Origin of the sequence: Kocuria sp. UCD-OTCP, assembly GCF_000349605.1 — a bacterium.
Classification (GTDB): Bacteria; Actinomycetota; Actinomycetes; order Actinomycetales; family Micrococcaceae; genus Kocuria; species Kocuria rosea.
In genome coordinates, this window is record NZ_AOSQ01000007.1 from 84552 (window position 1) to 104840 (window position 20289).

Consider the following 20289-nt stretch of genomic DNA (forward strand, 5'->3'; position numbering starts at 1 on the left):
GCGGCCGTGGCGCTCCTGAGCCCCTCGGTGGTGCGGCCGGCCCCGGTCCGCCGCACCACCGGCGTCCTGCCCGCCTGGCCGCTGCTGGTCCTGTTCTGGGGGCTGCCGCTGATCTGGGCCTCCGGCGCCCTGCAGTTCGCCCCGGCGCTGCTCGCCGTGGTCATGCTCTTCCTGCTCGTGCTCCACCGCTCGGTGACGGTCCCGTGGCCGGCCTGGCTGCTGGTGGTGTTCCTGCTGTGGATGGCGGCGAGCTCGGTGCAGATCGAGGGGTTCGGCTCCTGGATGGGCTTCGCGCTGCGCTGGGTCAACATCTGCGCCGCGCTGATCTACTTCGTCTACTACTGGAACGCCCGGGAGACCCTGGACCACCGGCGGTTCCTGCGGGCCGCCGTGGTCGCGTGGGCCACGCTCGTGGGACTGGGCCTGCTGACGTTCGTGATCCCCGAGGCGCGGCTGACCACCCCGATCGGCCTGCTGCTGCCGGAGGGCATCACCTCCAACGCGCTGGTGCAGAACTTCTTCTTCCCGCCCCTGGCGGAGGTCCAGCTCCCCTGGGGCGCGCCCGAGCCGTACAACCGGCCGGCCGCACCGTTCCCGTACACCAACGGGTGGGGCTCCGGGTTCGTGCTCCTCACGCCCCTGGTCCTCGCCTACCTCACCACCGTCCGCTTCCGCGCCCGGCACCTGCTGATCGTGGCCGGGCTGGTGGCCTCGCTCGCCCCGGCCGTGGCGACCACCAACCGGGGCATGTTCCTCGGCATCGCGGTGGCGCTGGGCTACGTCATGGTCCGGATGGTCCTGCGGGGCCGGATCGGGGTGGCCCTGGCCGGGGTCGCCGGCACGGCCGCCGTCGGCGGGTGGCTCGTGGCCAGCGGCGCCGTGGAACGGATCCTGGGCCGCCAGGAGTACAGCGACAGCACGGGCACCCGCTCCGACCTGTACCGGGACACGTTCCTGGCCACCCTGGACTCCCCGTTGCTCGGCTACGGGGCGCCGCTGTACGACGAGACCGTCGGCATCGAGATGGGCACTCAGGGCTACGTCTGGACCCTCATGTTCTGCTACGGGCTCGTGGGCCTGGGCCTGTTCGTGGCCTACCTGCACGGGACCACGCTGCTGACGCTGAAGGTCCGCACCACCACCGGGCTGCTCGTGCACTCCGCGCCCGTGGCCGCGTGCCTGTTCTTCACCTACTACGGCCTCGACGCGGTGCAGTTCATCCTGATCAGCCTGAGCCTGGCCGTGCTGCTGCGCTCCCGGCGCTACGGGGAGGGGCTGTGAGCGCGCAGCCGCTGGCGCGCTCGGGCTCGCTGACCTTCGCCTTCGTGGTCACCGGCGCGGGCCTCGCCTTCGCCGCCACGCTGGTGGTCTCCAACGCCTCGGGCGCGGCGGCGGCCGGTCAGTTCTTCCAGGTGGTGGCCGTGCTGGCGATCGCCACCACCCTGTCCACCTTCGGCGCCGACACCGGGCTGGTGCGGGCGGTCCCCGCCCTCACCGCCCGGGGCCAGGGCGCCGCGGTGCCCGGGGTGCTGCGGATCGCGGCCCGGCCGGTGCTCGTGCTCGCCGCGGGCGTCGCCGCCACCGCGGCCGTGCTCACGGCCGTGCCCGGGGCCCTGCCCGACGGCGTGGGCCCCGCCGTGCTGCTCGCGGCGCCCTTCCTCGTGCTGGGCGCCGTGCTCAACCTCGCCTTCGGCGCCCTGCGCGGGCTGCACCGGGTGCCGACCTTCTCCTTCCTGCAGAACGTGGTGCTGCCCTCGCTGCGGGTGCTCGGCGTCCTCGCCGTCGTCGTCGCCGGCGGCGGGCTGCTCGCCCTCACGGCGGCGTGGACGGCACCGGTCGCCGTGGTCGCCGTGCTCGCCCTCCTGCTGCTGCGCCGCTGTCTCCGGGACCTGCGCGACCGGCCCGGGGCCGCTCCCCCGCCGGAGCCGGACCAGCAGCGGCGGGCGTTCTGGTCCTTCTCCTCCGCCCGCGGCGTGACCGCGGTGGTCGAGGCGCTGCTCGAGTGGCTCGACGTGCTGCTCGTGGCCGCGTTCCTGGGCCCCGCCGCGGCGGGCGTCTACGGCGTGGTCAACCGGTGCATCCGGGTGGGCGCCATGCTCGACCACACCGCGCGCATGGTCACCGGGCCGTCCATCAGCGCGGCGCTGGCGGTCGACGACCTCGCCACCGCCCGCTCCGTGTTCACCCGCACCACCGCCGTGCTCGTGGCCGGCGCCTGGCCCTTCTACCTCACCCTGCTGCTGTTCGGGCCGGTGGTCCTGTCCTTCTTCGGCGAGGGCTTCGAGTCCGGCTACCCCGCGATGCTCGTCATCGCCACCGCCATGCTCCTGGCCGTCTCGGCCGGCGGCGTGCAGTCCCTGCTGCTGATGGCCGGGCGCAGCCGGTGGCAGCTGATGAACAAGTCCGCGGCCCTGGCCGTGGCCGTGGCCCTGAACCTGTGGCTGATCCCGCAGTGGGGCCTCGTGGGAGCCGCCACGGCGTGGGCGGCGTCGGTGCTCACCGACACGGGGCTGGCCCTGTTCCAGTCCGTGCGGCTGCTCGGCATCGCCCCGCGCTGGTCCGTGGTGGGCGCCATCGCCGCGGCCGCGGCCGTGCTCACGGGCGGGGGCGGGCTGGCCGTCCGCGCCCTGCTCGGCACCACCACCACCGGCCTGCTCGTCCACCTCGCGCTGACCGGCCTGCTCGTGGCCGGCGCCGGGGCGGTCCTCGTGCTCCGGGGCCGCGCCGCCGTCCGGGGGACGGACGCCGAGGCGTGTGGCCCGAAGAGACCACGGGATCACCGGGTCCTGCTGTGGTCCCGATGAGTTTGCATCTGTAACATTTCAATCGATCGACATCGGAATCAGGACGTGGCCGGCCGGGCTGGACCCGGCAGCGCTTCCCGGGGCCGGGGTCGGCGATCCGCCGGGGGGCGGACGCCGGGCGCGGCTGCTCCATCCGAGACGACCCGCGATCCACCAGGGGGGAAATCCACATGAGTGAGACTCTGAACACCATCGGCGCCGAACGGCGCCGAACCCGGGACGACACCGTCCGGGCCCGGCCGAACCGGCCGGAGCCGGCGGACCCGACGCCCGCGTGGCGCCGCGTCCTGCACCGGTGGCCCACGATCCTCAGCACCTGGCTCGTCGTGCTGGCCGCCGCCCTCGTGGCGGGCCTCCTGTGGCCGCCGACCTACCAGGCGACCGCCTCGATGACCGTCACGCCGAGCGCGGTGAACCCGCTCACCGGCGACTCCGGTTTCGAGGAGGTCGAGATGCAGACGGAGATGGCCACGATGGCCTCGCAGCGCATCACCCTGCGGGCCGCCGCCCTGCTGCAGGACGTCCCCGTCGAGGAGGCCGACCCCGCGCTGGCCGAGGACCTGCTCGAGCGGCTCTCGACCACCGCCCCGGACGACACCCAGGTGCTCCGCGTGACGGTGACCGGCGACGACCCGAACCAGGCCGCCGAGCGCGCCAACGCCCTGGCCACCGCCTACCTCGCCGACCGCGGCGAGGACGTGCAGACCACCGCCGACGACACGCTGAAGCGCATCGACGAGTCCATCGCCGGTCTCGAGCGCAGCGACGACGACTCCTCCAGCCTGCGGCAGCTGCGCGAGCAGCGCACGGCCCTCGCCCTCATCGCCCCGACGCCGGGCCGCGTGATCAGCGAGGCCACGCCGCCGCAGGAGCCCTCCTCGGCCGGCATCCCGCTCTTCGTGGCCGGCGGCGTGGTCGGCGGCCTGGTCCTCGGCGCCCTCGCCGGGGCGTTCCGGGAGCGCGCCGACCGCAGCGTGCGCCGGCCCGACCGGCTCGCCGACGGGACCGGTTCGCCCGCCGTGGTGCTGAACTCCGTGGACGACGAGGACGGCGCGCTCGAGCTGCTGCGCCGGCTCTCCCAGGACGAGGACCGCGCGGTGCCGCGGCCCGGCTCCCGGATCGCCGTGCACTCGGCCCTGCCCGGACAGGCCACCGTGGTCGTCCAGGCCCTGGACGCCGTCGTCTCCTCGTGGGGCGGCACCGTGGAGGTCGTGGACACCCGCACCCTCACGGACGCCGTGGGCCCGCTGGGCGACACCGACTGGCTGGGCATGGACGACACCACGCCCTCGCTGCTCGTGGCCACGGTCCCGCCCCGCGCGGGTGCCGCCGAGCTCGCCGCCCTGACCGACCGGGTGGACGGCGTGGTGCTGGCCGTGGAGCCCCGGGGCCGGCTGCGCCGGTTCCAGGAGCGCTTCGAGCGGCTCAGCGGCCGCGGCGCCGCCGTGGTCCCCGCGTTCGTGGTGCAGCGCCAGGTGCGCCCGGGCACGGACGCCGCGCCGGCCCGGGACGCCGCGCCGGCCCGGGACGCCGCGCCGCAGCACCGCTGATCGTCCGCCGGCGCCGCCTGAACCCGGGAGGTCAGGTCAGATCCAGGCGCCGGCGGCCGGAGGCCAGGGGTCAGGGAGCCCGCACCGCGAGAGCGGGCGCTCCCTGGCCCCTGAGCACGTCCGCGAGGTCCTCGGCCGCGGCGGCGTCCGCCACCAGGTGCGCCACCGTGGGCCCGGACCCGGACACGAAGCTCGCCAGGGCGCCGGCGGCCGCGCCCGCGGCCAGCACCGGCCCCAGCTGCGGCGCGAGGGACAGGGCCGCGGCCTGCAGGTCGTTGGCCAGCAGCGGGGCCAGCTCACCGGCCGCCCCGGCGCCCAGGACCGCCTCGAGGTCGCCCGGCAGCCGCGGCGCCGGGACGTCCTGATCCGCGCGCAGCCGGTCCAGCTCCGCGTAGACGGCGGGCGTCGACAGGCCCGCCTCGGCCGCCACCAGCACCAGGTGCAGCGCCGCCCCGACCGCCACCGGGCGCAGCCGGGATCCCGTCCCGGTGCCGACCGCGGCCCCGCCCGTCAGCGCGAACGGCACGTCGGCGCCGAGACCGGCCGCGAGCTCCAGCAGCGCGTCGTCGTCGAGCGCGGAATCCCCCGAGACGCGGGCGGCGAGCCGGTTCACGGCGACCAGGGCCGCCGCGGCGTCCGCGGAGCCCCCGCCCATGCCGCCGGCCACGGGAACGGCCTTGTCGAGCTGCAGGTGCAGCCCGCCCGCCAGGGGCGGGAAGCGGGCGAGCACGGCCTCGGCGGCCCGGACGGCCAGGTTGGACCCGTCGGTGGGCACGGCGTCCAGGGAGAACGTCCCGCGGTCGAGCTGCTGGGCCACGAGCGAGCCCGGGACCGCCGCCACGCCCACGGTGGTGCCGGTGCCCCGGGTCAGCGTGGCCGTCACGGTCTCCCCCGTGCTCACCGCGCAGTACAAGCTCGCGACGTCGTGGTAGCCGTCCGGGCGCGGCGGGCCCGCGGCGAAGAACAGGTTGACCTTGCCGGGCGCGCCGGCGCGCTCCGTGAGCAGCACCGCGGTCATGCCCCGCGCACCCCGGCGGTCAGGCCCGCGGCGGCGCCGGCCCGCGCGATCCGGGCGAACTCGTGGACGTCCAGCTTCTCCCCGCGCTCCCCGGGGTCGATCCCGGCGGCCTCGAGGATCTCGCCGGCCGCCGCGGCGGAGCCCGCCCAGCCGGCGAGGGCGGCCCGCAGGGTCTTGCGCCGCTGGGCAAAGGCGGCGTCCACCGCGGCGAAGACCAGCTCCCGGTCCACGTCCGCCACCGGCTGCTCGCGGCGGACGAAGCGCACCAGCCCCGAGGCGATCTTCGGCGCCGGCCAGAACACGTTCTTCCCGATCGTCCCGGCCTTGGTGACCTCCGCGTACCAGGAGGCCTTGACCGACGGCACCCCGTACACCTTGGAGCCCGGCGCCGCGGCCAGCCGGTCCGCGACCTCCTCCTGCACCATGACCAGCCCGCGGCGGATCGAGGGGAAGCGGGCCAGCAGGTGCAGCAGCACCGGGACGGCCACGTTGTAGGGCAGGTTCGCCACCAGGGCGGTCGGCTCGGCGGGCAGCTCCTGCACGCGCATGGCGTCCTGCTCGAGCACGGTCAGCCGTCCGGCCCGCTCGGGGCGCAGCCGCTCCACGGTGTGCGGCAGCTGCGCCGCCAGCGGGGGGTCGATCTCCACCGCCACGACCTGCTCGGCGGCGTCCAGCAGCCCCAGGGTCAGCGAGCCGAGGCCCGGTCCCACCTCGAGCACCGTCTCGTGCTCCCCCAGCCGCGCGGCGGCGATGATCCGCCGGATCGTGTTGGGGTCGATCACGAAGTTCTGCCCCAGCGTCTTGGTCGGCCGGATCCCGAGCTGCTCGGCGAGCGCCCGGATCTCCGCGGGCCCCAGCAGGGCGCGGGCGGCGGGCTCTGGCGCGGTGGATTCTGTCACCGCCCCATCGTATCGGCCCGGTGCCCTGGCACCCCTCGCCCCCTCCTGACGCCGAGCCCACACATTCCGGCCCCCTCGCCGCCGAGCCCCCACTGCGGTCGCATATCCCCACCATTCCTCTGGGGATATGCGACCGCAGTGGGGGCTCGGCGAGCACCGTATCCGCACTCCCCATTTCCCTGCTGCGCGGTCCGTCCGTTGTCTTGTTCCCGGGGGCGGCGGCACCGGCCCGCCCGGCCGGCTCCGGACCTATCACGGAGTCATGACCGAGCCCATGAGCCTCCACCAGCTGCACGACACCGGCCTCAGCGGCCGAGGGATCCGGCGCCGCCTCCGCGACGGAGATCTCCACCGGGTCCACCCTGGCTACTTCACGGCGTCGGACGCCTATCTGCGACTTAGACCCGAGGAGCAGGCGCTGCTCCGGCACCGGGCGCTCAGCCGGGCTGCCTCCGTGCCGCCGATCTTCTGTCTCGCCTCGGCGGCCCTGGTGCACGGCCTGGATCTTCGGCGCGTCCCGGCCCGTCTGCACACGCTCACCCGGCCGGGGCAGGGAACCCACAACGGATACGCCGGCATCGTGAGGCACCAGGAGCCCCTGCCGGCGTCCGACATCGTCACTGTCGGCGGGCTGCGCGCGACCACAGGTGAACGAACTCTGCTGGACTGCGCCCGCCTGCTGCCTTTCACGGACGCCGTGGTCCTGGCAGACCAGGCGCACTGTTTCGGTCTCACGCGGGCCCGGTTGGAGCAACGACTGCCGGAGTGGGCCGGCCGACGCGGCGTGCGCAGAGCTCGGCGCGTGCTCGCCGCCATGGACACGCGCTCTGAATCCGTGGGTGAGACCCTTACCCGCCTCATGCTGGCGGAGTCCGTCCTGCCGGCGCCGGAGCTGCAGTGGGTGATCGTGGGCCGGACGGGGACCTACCGGGCCGACTTCGCGTGGCCCGAGCAGTGGCTGGTGCTCGAGTTCGACGGCGAGAGCAAGTACAGCGACTCCGCGGCCACGGTGATCCGCAACGAACGGCGGCGCGAGGTCGAGATCCAAGAGCTCGGGTGGACCGTCATCCGGGTCGGTTGGCACGACGTCGTCCGTACCCCGGCCGCGACCGTCGACCGGATCTCGGCCGCACTGCGCCGCACGGCAACGCCCCGCTGACCCAGGCTCCATCCCTCCCGGCCCGCCGCGTACCCGCCACTGGCCCGCCGAGTCCCCAAAGTGCTCGCATTTCCCCAGAGAGTTTCTGGGGAAATGCGAGCACTTTGGGGACTCGCCGCGTGAAGGGGCCAAGGTGTGGGGACTCGGCGGGGCGGGGAGGGGAAACGGGGGCGCCGCGGGTCAGAAGGGGCCGTACACCTCCAAGGTGTTCGCCCAGAGGCGCTCGCACAGCGGCTCGAGTTCCTGCTCGAGGATGTCCGCCATGCCGCGCACAGTGTAGTTGACCACGTAGCTGGCGTTGGGCCGGCCCCGGTACGGGTGGGGAGTGAGGAACGGGGCGTCGGTCTCGGTGAGCACCAGCTCGGGGTGGGCGGTGCGCAGCGCGGCCTTGAGGTCGTGGCTGTTCTTGAAGGTGACGGTCCCGGAGAAGGACATGTACCAGCCGTGCTCGTTGCAGGTGCGCGCGAGCTCCTCGTCCCCGGAGAAGCAGTGGAACACGGTGCGCTCGGGGGCGCCCTCCTCCAGCAGGACGGCGACGACGTCGGCGTGGGCGTCCCGGTCGTGGATCTGCAGCGCCTTGCCGGTCTCCTGGGCGAAGCGGATGTGCTCCCGGAAGGACCGCTTCTGGTGCTCCCGTCCCTCTCCCTCGGTGCGGTAGTAGTCGAGACCGGTCTCGCCGAAGGCCCGGACCCGCTCGTGCTCCCCCAGGGAACGGATCGCGGCGAGCGCCTCGTCGAGGGTCCCGGCGGCCGCGAGCTTCGGCGCCTCGTTGGGGTGCAGCGCCACGGCGGCCAGCACCCGGGGGTCGGCCTCGGCGGCGGCCACGGCGAAGCGGGAGGAGGGGACGTCGCAGCCGACCTGGACGAGCCCGCCCACCCCGGCGAGGGCGGCGGCGTCCGCGGCGTCCCGGACCGAGACCTGGACCCGGCCGTCCTGCAGGTCGAGGTGGGTGTGGTTGTCGGCCACCGGGTGCGGCAGCGGCTCCGGGGCGGGCGGGTAGGAGAGGTTGCGGCGGCGCCCGTCGTCGGCCTGGGCGGAACGGCGCCGGGTGCCCTCCCCCGCGGGGACGTCCTCGGGCACGGCGTAGTGCTCGGGCTCGTAGGCGGCGGGGGCCGCGCCCGGGGCGGGAGCGGGCCGGGCGGCGGGGTCGGGCCACAGGGAGGCGGCGAGGAGGGTGGCGTTGGGGTCGGTCACGGGCGGCACCTCAGGAGGTCTCGGGGGAGCGGATCGGGAAATGGGGACGGGACAGCGGACAGGTCAGCGGGCGGGAAACACGCGGGCACCGACCAATCTACGAGCTGGGCCCGGGCAGACATACTGGGAGCTGCAGACGCGAGCAGGAAGCCGAGGAGCCCATGGAGTCCTTCCCCCAGTACACGCAGGCGATCCTGGACCGGATCAACGCGGTGATCGACGGCAAGCCGGAGGCGGCGCGCACGGCCCTGAGCGTGCTGCTGGCCGGCGGGCACCTGCTGGTCGAGGACGTGCCGGGCGTGGGCAAGACCATGCTGGCGCGCACGCTGGCCACCGCGATCGGCGGGACGGTCTCGCGCGTGCAGTTCACCCCGGACCTGCTGCCCACGGACATCACGGGCGTGTCGGTGTACGACCAGGCCCGGCGCGAGTTCGAGTTCAAGCCCGGCCCGGTGTTCGCCAACGTGGTGATCGGGGACGAGATCAACCGGGCCTCGGCCAAGACGCAGTCCGCGCTGCTCGAGTGCATGGCGGAGGGACAGGTCACGGCGGACGGCACGACCTACCGGCTGTCGACCCCGTTCATGGTGGTGGCCACGCAGAACCCTGTGGAAATGGACGGCACGTTCCCGCTGCCGGAGGCGCAGCGAGACCGGTTCACGGCCCGGATCTCGATGGGCTACCCGGACACCGCGGCGGAGATGACGATGCTCACCGACCACGGCGGCGGCTCCCCGCTGGAGGGCCTGCAGCCGGTGGTCTCCCTCGAGGACGCGGCCCGCCTGGTGGCGCACGTGCGCGGCATCCACGTCTCGGACGCGGTGCGCGCCTACATCGTGGCGCTGGGCCAGGCCACGCGCTCGCACCCGCAGATCCGGCTGGGCGCCAGCCCGCGGGCGCTGCTCCAGCTGCAGGCCGCAGCCCGCGCGGAGGCCGCCCTGAGCGGGCGCGAGTACGTGCTGCCCGACGACGTGCGGGCGGTCGCGGTGCCGGTGCTCGCCCACCGCCTGATCCTGGACCGGCGCGCCGGCACCGACTCCGCGGAGGAGCTGGTGCGGGCGGTGCTGGACGAGGTGCGGGTCCCGGCCGAGCACACCCCCCGGACCCGATGAGGCGCCGGCCGGCGCCGGGGCGCACGGCGGAGGGCGAGCGGGCGGAGCAGCCCGTGGACTCCCGCGCCCGGTTCACGGGGCGCGGCTGGGCCTTCCTGGGGGCCGGCGCCCTGTGCCTGCTGCTGGCCACCTGGCTGGGCCGCAAGGACGTGCTGGCGCTGGCCCTGTTCCTCGGCGGCGCCCCCCTGTTCGCGGCCCTGTCCCTGTACGTGGTGAAGCCCAGGGTGCTGCTCAAGCGCGGCGTGGACCCGGCGCTGGTGACGGCCGGGGACTCCGCGGTGGTCCGGCTGCGCGTGCGGCACCGGACCCGGCGCGGCGGGACGGTCACCGGGGCGGTCGCCGTGCACGAGACGGTCCCGGAGCCGCTGGGCGGGGACCGCGAGCTGGTCGTGGAGGCCGGCGGGGAGCCCGCCGCCTACACCGTGCGCCCCCGCCGCCGGGGCGTGTACGCCCTGGGGCCGGCCACCGTGCGGGTGGCCGACCCGTTCGGCCTCGCCGCCGAGCTGCTCGACGCCTCCGAGCGCACGTCCCTGCACGTGGCGCCGGACGCCGTGGAGCTGCCGGAGATCAGCGCCGACCGGCTGCGGGAGTCCGGCACCGACCCGTCCCGGACCGCGCAGCCGCAGCCGGGCCCGGACAACGTCACCACCCGCGAGTACCGGCACGGCGACCCGATGCGCCGGGTGCACTGGGCCGCCTCCGCGAAGCACGGCCGGCTGATGGTCCGCCAGGAGGACCCCCGCAGCACCCGCCGCCTCACCCTGGTCCTGGACCGCGACGAGACCTCCTGGCCCGGGGAGCGCCTGTGGGCCGGTGTGCTCCCCAGCACCGCCGAGTTCGAGTGGGCCGTGTCCTTCACCGCCGCCGTGCTCGAGCACCTCACCCAGCGCGAGACCGCCCTGCACGCCCTCGACACCTTCGGCCGCCCGCTCCCCCGCGGCGGCGAGGACGACGACGACGCTCCCGCCCGCACCCGCGCCACCGCCGTCACCGACGACGGCGCCGAGGACGCCCGGCACGGGCTCGCGCGGGTCCGCCCCGAGCCCGCACCCCGGGAGACGGGGCCCGGCGGGACCGCGGAGGACGCGCTGGCCGAGCGGTTCGACCGCGACGGCCTGGTCCACCCCGTGCTGCTGGTCTCGGGGGACCTCTCCGCGGCGGCCGCCGAGCGGGTCCTGGGCGGCACGCAGCGGGCAGCAGCGGGCAGCGCCGTGCTGGTAACCTCCTCCCCCGACCACGTCCCGGACGGGGCGGGGGTGCTCGAGGCGGCGGGCTGGTCAGTCGTCGTCGTGCCGGCGTCCGCCGCGCCCGAGGACGCGTGGGCGCAGCTGGGCTCCGGGGCCCGCGCGGCCGGGGCCGTCCGGTGAGCGCCGCCGTCCGCGCCCCTGCGCCCGCCCGCCCGCCGGAGGACGCCGGACCGCCGGAGGACGCCGGGACGGGCCGCCGCCCGGTGCGCGCCGTGCTGGGCCTGGCCGGCACGGTCCTCGTGGCGGTCGGGCTGTCCCTCGTGGCGCCGGCCGGGGTGCTCGACGGCGCGGGCTGGGTCCCCGGCGCGCTGCTCGCGGCCCTCGCCGTGGTCGTGGCGACCACGACGTCCCGCGTGCTGCGGCTGCCGGGCCTGCTGGCGCCCCTGTTCGGCGCCGGCGCCCTGACGCTCGTGCTCACGCTGCTGTTCCTGCGCGAGCCCGCGCTGCTCGGCCTCGTGCCCACCCCCGGGAGCCTGTCCCTCGGCGCGGAGCTGTGGCGGGAGGCGGCCGGGATCGTCGCGGAGCGGCCGGCCCCGTACCCGGGGGGCGCGGCGCTCGCGTTCGTCGCCGCCCTCGCCACCGGTCTCGTGACCCTGTTCGTGGACACGGTGCTCGTGGCGCTGCGGCTGCCGGGGGTCAGCGCGCTCGGCGTGCTGGCGCTGCTGGTGGTGCCCGCCCTGGTGCTGCCCGGGAGCGTGGGCGCGGCCGGGACGGCGGCCGCGGTGCTCGCGGCCCTGGTCCTGCTCGGCGGCGGACGGCGCTTCGGCGCGGTCCGCGAGCCCCGCACCGCCGCGGCGCCGGGCAGCTGGCCGCGGGCCCTCGTGGTGGGCGCCGGTGTGCTCGCGGTGACGCTGCTGGTCCCGGGCCTGGTCCCCGGCTTCGTCAACGGCGCGTTCCCCCAGGGCAGCGGTCTCGCCGGCGAGCGCGCCTCCGGGGTGGGCCCGCTGCGGGCCGTGGGGCAGGGCCTGCGCTCCGCGCAGCAGCTGCCGCGCCTCGAGTACACGACGAGCACGGACGAGCCGGAGCTGCTGCGGGTCCTCACGCTCTCCGACTTCTCCGGGGCGGAGTGGTTCCCGGACACCACCGGGCTGGACCCCGAGCTCGACGACCTCGGGCCCACCCCGCTGCACCCCGTGGGCGGGGGCCCCGAGCGCAGCACCGCCGTGGAGCTGCGGGACTGGTCCGAGCGCTGGCTTCCGCTGCCGTGGGCGCCCGTGGACGTGGCGGGGCTCGAGGACGGCGGCTGGGCCTGGAGCCCGCTCGACCTCACCGTGCACGGGGAGCAGGTCCCGCCGGAAGGCACCGCCTACGAGGTCCGCTCGATCGTGCCCGAGCCCACGTCCGCGCGGCTGCGCGAGGCCCCCGCCGCGCCGGACTCCCCGGAGCTCGCCCCGTTCCGCGAACTGCCGGGCGAGACCCCGGCCGCCCTCCGGGACGCGGCCCGGGAGCGGGCGGGGGACGCCCCCACCGCCTTCGACCAGGCCCTGGCCCTGCAGGAGTGGCTGCGCTCGGACGAGTTCCGCTACGACGTGGACGCCCCGCTCGCGCAGGACTACGACGCCGGCGGCATGGCCTCGCTCGAGGAGTTCCTGGCCGTGCGCACGGGCTACGCCGGGCACTTCGCCCCGGCGATGGCCGTCATGGCCCGGGAGCTCGGCATCCCCGCCCGCGTGGCGGTCGGCTACCTCCCAGCCACCGGCGCCGCCCCGGACGGGTCGGCGGACGCCGACGAGCCGTTCGGGGACGCGGCGGAGGCGGGCGCCTTCACGGTCCTGCCCCGCGACGCGCACGCGTGGCCGGAGCTGTGGTTCGAGGGCTCCGGGTGGGTGCGCTTCGAGCCGACCCCCGGCACCGGCGACCTCCCCGGCTACGCCGCCGAGGGGCCGCAGGACGGGGACGGGCAGTCGCAGGAGGGCGAGGGCACCGCGGAGCCCACCGGCGCCCCGACCGACGCCCCCACCCCGGCGAGCACGGCGGACAGCCCCGACGAGGACGCCCCCTCCGCCGAGCCGACCGCCGTGCCCACCCCGGAGGCCCCCGCCGCGCCGGAGGCCGACGACGACGCCGGACCGGCCGGGTGGCTGCCCTGGCTGGCCGGGATCCTGACCGCCGCGCTGCTCGCCCTGCTGGCCGCCCTCCCCCGGCTCCTCCGGTCCCGGCGGCGCCGGCGCCGGATGCGGGTGCTGGGCGACGCGCAGGCGCCGGCGGCCGATCGGGCCCTGGCGGGGTGGGCGGAGGTCGAGGACCTGGGTGTCGACCACGGGCTGGGCCGCGCCGCCGCGGAGACGCCCCGGGCCTACGTGGACCGGCTCGGCGCCGTGGTCCCGGCCGCCGCGCCGGCGCTGGGGCGGCTCGGCCGGGACGTGGAGCGGGCCCTCTACGCGCCGGGCACCGCGGAATGGACCCCCGAGGCCGGCCCGGAGGACGTCACGGCGCTGCGGACGGGTCTCGCCGAGCGCGGCGGCCCCGGCGCACGGCGCGCCCGGTGGCTCCCCCGCTCGGTGACGACCCGCTCGGCGACGCCCCGCCGCTGAGCGGCCCGAACGCCGAGTCCCCCCGGTGCTCGCAGTTCCCCCGGATCGATCCGGGGGAACTGCGAGCACCGGGGGGACTCGGCGGGCCACGGGGTCAGGGGCGGGGCGTCACCACTTGTAGTCGAGGAACTTCCCGTCGAAGGTGACCACCACGCGGTCGCCGTCCGGGTCGGGCCGGCGGGAGACGTCGACCCGGAAGTTGATGGCGCTCATGATCCCGTCGCCGAACTCCTCGTGGATGAGCTCCTTCAGGGCCGGCCCGTACACGGAGAGAGCCTCGACGAAGCGGTAGACCGTGGGGTCCGTCATCCGCGCCGGGTCGCTGCCGCGGGACGGCTGCTGCTGCAGGCTCTCGGTGACCGTCCCGTCCAGGCCCAGCAGGTCGCACACCTGCCGGGCCTGCTCCGGGGTCATCGGGTGCTGGCCCAGCAGCGCGGCGGTCGTCCAGACGTGCGGGGCGCGGATCTCGTCGGCGATCTCGCGCCAGGACAGGCCGCGGCGCACCCGGGCGGCGACCACGAGGTCGGCGGCGTCGGACTTGGTCAGGATCGGGGTCATGCGGGGCTCCTCGGGAGTCGGCGAGCTGGTGGGGGCGGGTCGGCCGGATCCGGCGCTCACGCGACCGGGACGCGGTCCTCCTGCGCCGCCGGCCGGATGCGGGGCGCCCCGGTGCGGGCGTGGGTGGCGTAGAGGGTGAGCCCCACGAAGGTCAGCCCGCCCACCAGGTTGCCGAGCACGGTGGGGATCTCGTTCCACACGAGGTAGTCCATGACCGAGAAGCCGCCGCCGAGGAGCAGACCGGAGGGGAACAGGAACATGTTGACGATCGAGTGCTCGAACCCCATGTAGAAGAACAGCATGATGGGCATCCACATCGCGATCACCTTGCCGGAGACGCTGGTGGACATCATCGCGGCGACCACCCCGGTGGAGACCATCCAGTTGCACAGGACGGCGCGGACGAACAGCGTCAGCATCCCGGCGGCGCCGAACTCGGCGTAGCCGACGGTCCGGCCCTCGCCGATCTCGCCGATCTGGCGGCCGACCTCGTCCGGGGGCAGGGAGAAGCCGTAGGTGAAGATGATCGCCATCAGCACGGCCACGACGAACGCCCCGGCGAAGTTGCCGGCGAACACCAGGCCCCAGTTGCGCAGCATCGAGCGGACGGTGACGCCTGGACGCCTGTCGATGAGCGCGAGCGGCACGAGGGTGAACACGCCGGTCAGGAGGTCGAAGCCCAGCAGGTACAGCAGGCAGAACCCGACCGGGAACAGCACGGCCCCGAGCAGCGGCTCGCCCGTCCGCACGGTGACGGTGACGGCGAAGGCCGCGGCGAGCGCGAGGATCGCACCGGCCATGAACGCACGGATCAGGGTGTCGCGGGTGGACATGGCGACCTTCGCCGCTCCGGCGTCGATCATCTTCGTGACGAAGTCGGCGGGCATCACATAGGACATGGCATGGCTCCGTTGCTGGACGGACAGGAGGATGCCGGGTCCCGCGCGGCACGTGCCCCGCTCCCGGCACGTCCCAGTCTGGCCGGGCCGTGTTTCCGCACCGTGTCCCCGTCCGCTCCCGGGGGTCAACTCGGCCTCACCGGGGCGCGGCGAGCCTGTGAGGCGACGCCCGGGCCGGACCGCCCCTATGCCTTGCGGGCCGCCAGCACCGTCTCGTAGAGCTGCCGCTTGCCCACGCCCGTGCGCTCGGCCACGCGGCCGGCGGCGTCCTTGAGCCGGGTCCCGGCGGCCACGAGCGCCTCCACCTCGGCCACGAGGTCCTCGGGTCGCGCGGCCTCGGGGGCGGGGGCACCGGCGACGACGACGGCGATCTCCCCGCGCACCTGCCCCTGCCCGCACCAGTCCACGAGCTCGGTGAGCGAGCCCCGCACGACCTCCTCGTGCAGCTTGGTGAGCTCCCGGGCGACGACCGCCCGGCGGCCCGGGCCGAACGCGTCCCGCAGCGCGGCGAGCATGACCTCGAGCCGGTGCGGGGCCTCGTAGAAGACCATGGTGCGCCGCTCGCCGTCGAGCTCCGCCAGCCGAGCGGCACGCTCCGAGGACTTCCGCGGCAGGAAGCCCTCGAACGTGAACCGGTCCGTGGGCAGGCCGGACACGGCCAGTGCCATGAGCACCGCCGAGGGGCCGGGGATCGCGGTCACGGTCAGGCCCTCGGCGGCCGCGGCCTCCGCGAGCCGGTAGCCGGGGTCGGAGACGGTGGGCATCCCGGCGTCGGAGAGGACCAGCACGGTGCTTCCCGACCGGACGGCGTCGAGCAGCTCGGCGACCCGTCCGGCCTCGTTGTGCTCGTGGTGGGTGAGCACCCGGCCGCGCGTGGTGACCCCGAGCCCGGCGGTGAGCCGGCGCAGCCGCCGGGTGTCCTCCACGGCGAGCACGTCCGCGGTCTCGAGGGCCGCCCGCAGCCGGGGCGGCGCGTCCCCGAGGTTGCCGATCGGAGTGCCCGCCAGGACCACCTGCCCGGGACCCGCGGCGGCGCCGTCGGAGGCGCCGTTCCGGGCGTCGGCGGCGTCGGTGGGGGCGTCGGCAGGAGTGTCGTCGTGGGGTTCCGTGTGCACGGGTCCACTCTACGGCGCGCCCCGCGGGCCTCCTCCGCGGCTCAGCGGGCGCCGGGACGCGTCCCCTACGATGACACCGTGAGTTCCTCGGTGCGCGCCCCAGTCCTGGCGCCGGAGCCTCGGCCGGCGGCACCGGTGGGCACCCTGCGCCGGTCCCTGGCCCCCGCCGCCCTGCGGGAGCGGCTGCTGCCGGCCCCCGCGGCGGTGGCCCGGTTCGCGTGGCTGGGGCCGCTGCTGGTGGTCCTGCTCGGCGGGCTGCTGCGCTTCCACCGGCTCTCCCACCCGGACGCGATCGTCTTCGACGAGACCTACTACGTGAAGGACTCCTACTCGCTGCTGCTGCACGGCTACGAGCGGCAGTGGCCGGAGGGCGCAGACGAGCTGTTCGTGGCCGGCACCCCGCCGGAGGCCCTGGCCACCCCCTCCTACGTGGTGCACCCGCCGGCCGGGAAGTGGCTCATCGCGTTCGGCATGTGGCTCTTCGGCGCCGAGGACCCGCTGGGCTGGCGCTTCTCCGCGGCCCTGGTCGGGACGCTGTCCATCGCACTGGTGTGCGCCGCCGGGTGGCTGCTCTTCCGCTCGGTCACGGTGGCCACGCTCGCGGGGCTGTTCACCGCGGTGGACGGGCTGCACCTGGTGCAGTCCCGGCTCGCGATGCTGGACATGTTCCTGATGTTCTTCGTGCTGCTCGCGTTCGTCCTGCTCCTGCTGGACCGGGAGCACGGGCGCCGCCGCCTGGTCGCCCGGCTGGGGGTGGCCCCGGGCCGCGACGTCCCGGAGGCGGAGCTGCGGCGCCGCCTGGAGTGGGGGCCGTGGCTGGGCGTGCGCTGGTGGCGGATCGCGGCGGGCGCGGCCTGCGGGCTCGCGGTGGGCGTGAAGTGGAGCGCCCTGTTCCTGGTGGCCGGGCTGGGCGTGCTCACGGTGCTGTGGGACCTCAACGCCCGCCGGGTGGCCGGGGTGCGGCGCTGGCTGCCCGCCGGGGTGCTCAAGGACGGCGTGCCCGCGTTCGTCGCCGTCGTCGGGACGGGCCTGGTGGTCTACGTGTCCACCTGGGCGGGCTGGTTCGCCTCGACGGACGCCTACGACCGCACCTGGGCGCAGCAGCACCCGGGCGAGGGCCCCCAGTGGCTGCCCGCGCCCCTGCGCTCGCTGTGGGCCTACCACTCCTCCGCCTACGGCTTCCACAGCGGCCTGGGCACCGAGCACGCCTACGAGGCGCTGCCGTGGCTGTGGCTGACCCTGGGCCGGCCCACCTCCTACTTCTACGAGGACCCGGAGCGGGGCAGGTCCGGGTGCGCGGTGGAGCACTGCTCGCAGGCGATCCTCAACATCGGCAACCCGCTCCTGTGGTGGACGGCGATCGCCGCCGTGCTCGTGGCCGCGTGGCTGTGGGCCGTGCGGCGGGACTGGCGCTTCGGGGCGCTGACCGGTGTGTTCGCCGCCGGGTACCTGCCCTGGTTCCTGTACCCCGAGCGCACCATGTACTACTTCTACGCGCTGCCCGTGCAGCCGGCCCTGATGCTCATGCTCGCCGGCATGCTCGGCCTGGTCCTGGGCCGTCCCGGGGACACCGTGCGGCGCCGGCGCGCGGGTCTCGCGGTGGTGGGGGTGTTCACGGCCGCGGTGCTCCTGCTCAGCGCGCACTTCGCCCCCGTCTGGTACGCGGAGACCGTCGAGTACGCCCAGTGGCGGGAGCGGATGTGGTTCACCGCCTGGATCTGACCCGCCGGCTCAGCGACCGGCCAGCCGCCGCTTGAGCTCCTGCCGCCGGCGCACCCGGTCGAGGGCCCGGTGCCGGCGGAAGGCCGTGGGCCAGGTGGCGGCCATGACCGCGAGCGCCCCCAGGAGGGCGAGGCCGGCCACAGCGATCGCGGCGTCCATCCAGAACTGGGTGGGGTACAGCCGGATGAGGGTGTCCGAGGCCCGGAAGGTCCAGGACCCGTCCGCGAAGAACAGGGAGTGGAACAGCGCGAAGAACTGCTGCCAGCCGAGCACCGCGGCGACGGCCAGCGCCACCAGCAGCGCCACGGTCAACCACGAGCCGAAGAACAGGGCGCCGGAGGCGGCCCCCGGGGCCTTCGCCCGCAGGTACAGGCACGAGACGAGGCCGAGCAGCGCGAGGACCGCGACCACCGCGAGCGCGGCCTGCAGCACGATCTTCACGTCGGTCATGTGCGCGACCTCGGAGCCCAGGAACAGCGGGGCGCCGTCCGCGTCCTGCAGCCCGCCGAGGAACCCGGCCGGGGCCCAGTTCATGACGTAGTCCAGCCCGTAGGAGCCGAAGACCATCCGCTCCTCGGTGGAGAAGCCGTAGGAGTCCGCCGGGAAGCCCGGGCGGTGGTACTCCGCCCACAGGAACAGCGGCGTGGCCACCACTCGCACGGCCGCGGCGAGCAGCGCGAGCGGGAGCACGAGCGCCAGGAGGACCTGCTGCAGCCGCGGCAGCCGCGGCTCGTCCGCCAGCGCGTCCCGGCGCAGCGCGGACCGGCGGCGCGCCTCCGCGTCCGGGTCCTCGTCCCCCGCGGCTTCGTCGGCCCCGACGGCGCGGGCGCCGCCCCCCGTGCGGCCCGTCCCGGCGCCGCGGCTCCCGCCGCGCCCACCGGGGCGGTCGTCGTCGTGCGCGTCCTCGGACGCGCTCTCCGCGGGGACGACGGCGGGGAGCAGGCCCGTCCACACGGGCTCCTCGCGCTGCCGGTCGTCCGCGGGCGGGTCTGCCTGCTGCCAGGGCGCCTTGTCGTTGCTGGGGGTGGCCACGGGCGGGTCCTTCGGTCGGAGGGGGTCGGTGGTCCGGGGCGGGCGGGTCCGCTCCGGCCGGTCCCGATCCTACCCACCGCCGGCCCCCTCCCTCACCAGCGGGGGCTCACCGGCGGGGGCTCACCAGTCGCCCTTCCACTCCTCGTCCGCGTAGTGCTCGAGCGGGATGTTCCAGTCGCCGTACCCGTCGTCGGGATCGGCCTGCGGGTAGCCGGTGCCCACGACCTCCACGACGTCCCCGGGCCGGAACACGTCGTGGATGAACTTCGCGCCCTCGGGCGGCATGCCCACGCATCCGTGGGAGACGTTGGCGATCCCCAGGACGGGCAGCGCGGAGGGCAGCGCCTGGTGCACGAACTCGCCGCTGGCGGTCAGCCGGGACACGTTGGAGGCCCAGAACGTGTCGTACCAGTGCGGGTCCCCCGGCTCCAGTTCCAGCGAGGAGGCCTTGAACAGGTACGTCGGGGCCTGCTCCATGATGACCTTCTGCCCGGTGGTCGAGGGCCAGTCCGGATTGCCCAGGGTCACGGGGAACGTCCCCGCGACCTCGCCGTCCACCCAGGCGGTCAGCGTCTTGGTCTCGTTGTCCACCCGGGCGTAGTGCTCGGCGCCGGTCGAGAAGCTCCGGCGCAGGTCGTGGTTGCCCACCATGCCGTGGCCCACGTCGAGTCCGAGGAGGTCCAGGGAGACCGTGATCTCCGAGCGCGGCGCCCACTTCTCGGCGGGGCGGTAGCGCAGCATCGTGTCCGAGTACCACCGGAAGGCGCCCGCCCGGTCGCCGCCGCCGTCCACGGTGACGGCCTCCTCGACCTGCTCCTTGTGCACGACGGGCTCGGAGAAGGTGAACTCCAGGACCTGACCGGTGCCGTAGACCCCGCCCTCGGCCACGTTGAGGCGCGCGTCGACCTCGTTCGCCGCGAGGACGGTCGTGAACGTGCTGGTGCCCGTGGTCGGCTCCGTCCCGGACGCGGCGCTCCAGTGCACGACGTAGGGGGTGTCGAAGGCCAGGACCGCGGTGCTGGTCCAGGTGCGGCCGTCGGCGGAGAGCTCCCCGGGCACCGGATCCCCGCCGGCGGCGGGCACCAGCACGACGTCGGTCAGCTCGCCCCCGTCGGCGCGCACCACGACCGGTTCCACGGGGTTGTGCTCGACCGCCGCGTCCGCGGGGGCGACGGTGACCTCGGCCGGTGCGGCCGTGGCCGGCCCGCTCGGGGACGGCGTGGCCGGGGCAGTGGCCGTCGGGGCGGTGGCGGCCTGCTCTGCCGCGGGGGCCCCGGAGGCCTGGGCGCAGCCGGTGGCGAGCAGGACCGTCACGGCCCCCAGTGCGACCAGGCGCCGGGGGGCCGGCAGCGCTCGCGGGGAGGGGGGCGCGGGAACCGGGCAGGAGGACAGGGGCATGGGAAGCGGCACCTCGGGCGTCTGGGGGGTGGGGGGAACGCTGGGGAA

Annotated in this window: 16 protein-coding genes; 8 read left to right on the plus strand and 8 right to left on the minus strand. The window is 75.7% G+C overall.

All coding sequences use genetic code 11. The annotated features are described in order from the left end of the window. Positions 1–6: 6 nt before the first annotated feature. The 3 genes from H488_RS22615 to H488_RS22625 all read left to right on the plus strand — a co-directional run bounded on the left by H488_RS22615 (position 7) and on the right by H488_RS22625 (position 4354). Positions 7–1281 carry an O-antigen ligase family protein gene (locus H488_RS22615; protein ID WP_017832379.1) on the plus strand — a complete coding sequence of 425 codons (1275 nt, stop codon included), beginning with the start codon at positions 7–9 and terminating at the stop codon, positions 1279–1281. Then, positions 1278–2804: a lipopolysaccharide biosynthesis protein gene (locus H488_RS22620; protein ID WP_017832380.1), complete on the plus strand. Its 1527-nt coding sequence runs from the start codon at positions 1278–1280 to the stop codon at positions 2802–2804. The genes H488_RS22615 and H488_RS22620 overlap by 4 nt, the downstream gene beginning before the upstream one ends. 170 nt (positions 2805–2974) lie before the next feature. Next, positions 2975–4354, plus strand: a complete 1380-nt coding sequence (locus tag H488_RS22625; protein ID WP_031282453.1) for a hypothetical protein — start codon at positions 2975–2977, stop codon at positions 4352–4354. Positions 4355–4424: 70 nt separating this feature from the next. Here the strand turns inward: H488_RS22625 and H488_RS0117970 are convergent, their stop codons facing one another. Both H488_RS0117970 and rsmA read right to left on the minus strand, forming a co-directional pair. Further along, positions 4425–5372 carry a 4-(cytidine 5'-diphospho)-2-C-methyl-D-erythritol kinase gene (locus H488_RS0117970; RefSeq protein WP_017832381.1) on the minus strand — a complete coding sequence of 316 codons (948 nt, stop codon included), beginning with the start codon at positions 5370–5372 and terminating at the stop codon, positions 4425–4427. Further along, the gene (gene rsmA, locus H488_RS22630) at positions 5369–6271 is read right to left on the minus strand and encodes a 16S rRNA (adenine(1518)-N(6)/adenine(1519)-N(6))-dimethyltransferase RsmA (RefSeq protein ID WP_017832382.1); all 903 of its coding nucleotides are present in this window, start codon (positions 6269–6271) and stop codon (positions 5369–5371) included. Before rsmA ends, H488_RS0117970 begins: the two co-directional genes overlap by 4 nt. A 262-nt stretch (positions 6272–6533) precedes the next feature. Here rsmA and H488_RS22635 point away from each other — a divergent pair, with 262 nt between their 5' ends. Continuing rightward, positions 6534–7430 carry a DUF559 domain-containing protein gene (locus H488_RS22635; protein ID WP_017832383.1) on the plus strand — a complete coding sequence of 299 codons (897 nt, stop codon included), beginning with the start codon at positions 6534–6536 and terminating at the stop codon, positions 7428–7430. Between the two features lie 180 nt (positions 7431–7610). Here the strand turns inward: H488_RS22635 and H488_RS22640 are convergent, their stop codons facing one another. Continuing rightward, the gene (locus tag H488_RS22640; protein WP_017832384.1) at positions 7611–8624 is read right to left on the minus strand and encodes a TatD family hydrolase; all 1014 of its coding nucleotides are present in this window, start codon (positions 8622–8624) and stop codon (positions 7611–7613) included. A gap of 161 nt (positions 8625–8785) precedes the next feature. On the opposite strand from H488_RS22640, the gene H488_RS22645 reads away from it, so the two are divergent. Genes H488_RS22645 through H488_RS22655 form a run of 3 tightly spaced genes read left to right on the plus strand, consistent with a single transcriptional unit; the run spans position 8786 to position 13517 of the window. Continuing rightward, positions 8786–9736: an AAA family ATPase gene (locus tag H488_RS22645; protein ID WP_017832385.1), complete on the plus strand. Its 951-nt coding sequence runs from the start codon at positions 8786–8788 to the stop codon at positions 9734–9736. Next, positions 9733–11103: a DUF58 domain-containing protein gene (locus H488_RS38195; protein ID WP_017832386.1), complete on the plus strand. Its 1371-nt coding sequence runs from the start codon at positions 9733–9735 to the stop codon at positions 11101–11103. Before H488_RS22645 ends, H488_RS38195 begins: the two co-directional genes overlap by 4 nt. Then, complete coding sequence (locus tag H488_RS22655; RefSeq protein ID WP_150110289.1) at positions 11100–13517, plus strand: DUF3488 and transglutaminase-like domain-containing protein; 2418 nt, start codon at positions 11100–11102, stop codon at positions 13515–13517. Before H488_RS38195 ends, H488_RS22655 begins: the two co-directional genes overlap by 4 nt. Before the next feature lie 108 nt (positions 13518–13625). Here H488_RS22655 and cynS read toward each other — a convergent pair whose 3' ends face one another. From cynS to rsmI, 3 genes are all read right to left on the minus strand, one after another. After that, positions 13626–14075, minus strand: coding sequence for a cyanase (gene cynS / locus H488_RS22660; RefSeq protein WP_017832388.1), 450 nt, complete (start codon positions 14073–14075; stop codon positions 13626–13628). A 56-nt stretch (positions 14076–14131) separates the two neighbouring features. Beyond that, complete coding sequence (locus H488_RS22665; RefSeq protein ID WP_017832389.1) at positions 14132–14974, minus strand: formate/nitrite transporter family protein; 843 nt, start codon at positions 14972–14974, stop codon at positions 14132–14134. Between the two features lie 185 nt (positions 14975–15159). Further along, positions 15160–16089, minus strand: a complete 930-nt coding sequence (gene rsmI / locus H488_RS22670; RefSeq protein WP_017832390.1) for a 16S rRNA (cytidine(1402)-2'-O)-methyltransferase — start codon at positions 16087–16089, stop codon at positions 15160–15162. Positions 16090–16167: 78 nt separating this feature from the next. On the opposite strand from rsmI, the gene H488_RS22675 reads away from it, so the two are divergent. Further along, entirely contained in the window at positions 16168–17811 is a 1644-nt protein-coding gene (locus H488_RS22675) for a dolichyl-phosphate-mannose--protein mannosyltransferase (RefSeq protein ID WP_237740418.1), read from the plus strand. Between the two features lie 9 nt (positions 17812–17820). Here the strand turns inward: H488_RS22675 and H488_RS22680 are convergent, their stop codons facing one another. Together H488_RS22680 and H488_RS22685 are read right to left on the minus strand one after the other, a co-directional pair. Beyond that, a complete protein-coding gene (locus H488_RS22680) occupies positions 17821–18843 on the minus strand; it encodes a TIGR01906 family membrane protein (protein ID WP_081615703.1) in 1023 nt (340 codons plus the stop codon). 120 nt (positions 18844–18963) lie between these two features. After that, a complete protein-coding gene (locus H488_RS22685; protein ID WP_017832392.1) occupies positions 18964–20241 on the minus strand; it encodes a L,D-transpeptidase in 1278 nt (425 codons plus the stop codon). Positions 20242–20289 lie beyond the last annotated feature (48 nt).

Coding starts and splice junctions, on each gene's coding strand:
- H488_RS22625 (WP_031282453.1), top strand. CDS start 2,975: ATGAGTGAGACTCTGAACACCATCGGCGCCGAACGGCGCCGAACCCGG.
- H488_RS0117970 (WP_017832381.1), bottom strand. CDS start 5,372: ATGACCGCGGTGCTGCTCACGGAGCGCGCCGGCGCGCCCGGCAAGGTC.
- H488_RS22635 (WP_017832383.1), top strand. CDS start 6,534: ATGACCGAGCCCATGAGCCTCCACCAGCTGCACGACACCGGCCTCAGC.
- H488_RS22645 (WP_017832385.1), top strand. CDS start 8,786: ATGGAGTCCTTCCCCCAGTACACGCAGGCGATCCTGGACCGGATCAAC.
- H488_RS38195 (WP_017832386.1), top strand. CDS start 9,733: ATGAGGCGCCGGCCGGCGCCGGGGCGCACGGCGGAGGGCGAGCGGGCG.
- cynS (WP_017832388.1), bottom strand. CDS start 14,075: ATGACCCCGATCCTGACCAAGTCCGACGCCGCCGACCTCGTGGTCGCC.
- H488_RS22665 (WP_017832389.1), bottom strand. CDS start 14,974: ATGTCCTATGTGATGCCCGCCGACTTCGTCACGAAGATGATCGACGCC.
- H488_RS22685 (WP_017832392.1), bottom strand. CDS start 20,241: ATGCCCCTGTCCTCCTGCCCGGTTCCCGCGCCCCCCTCCCCGCGAGCG.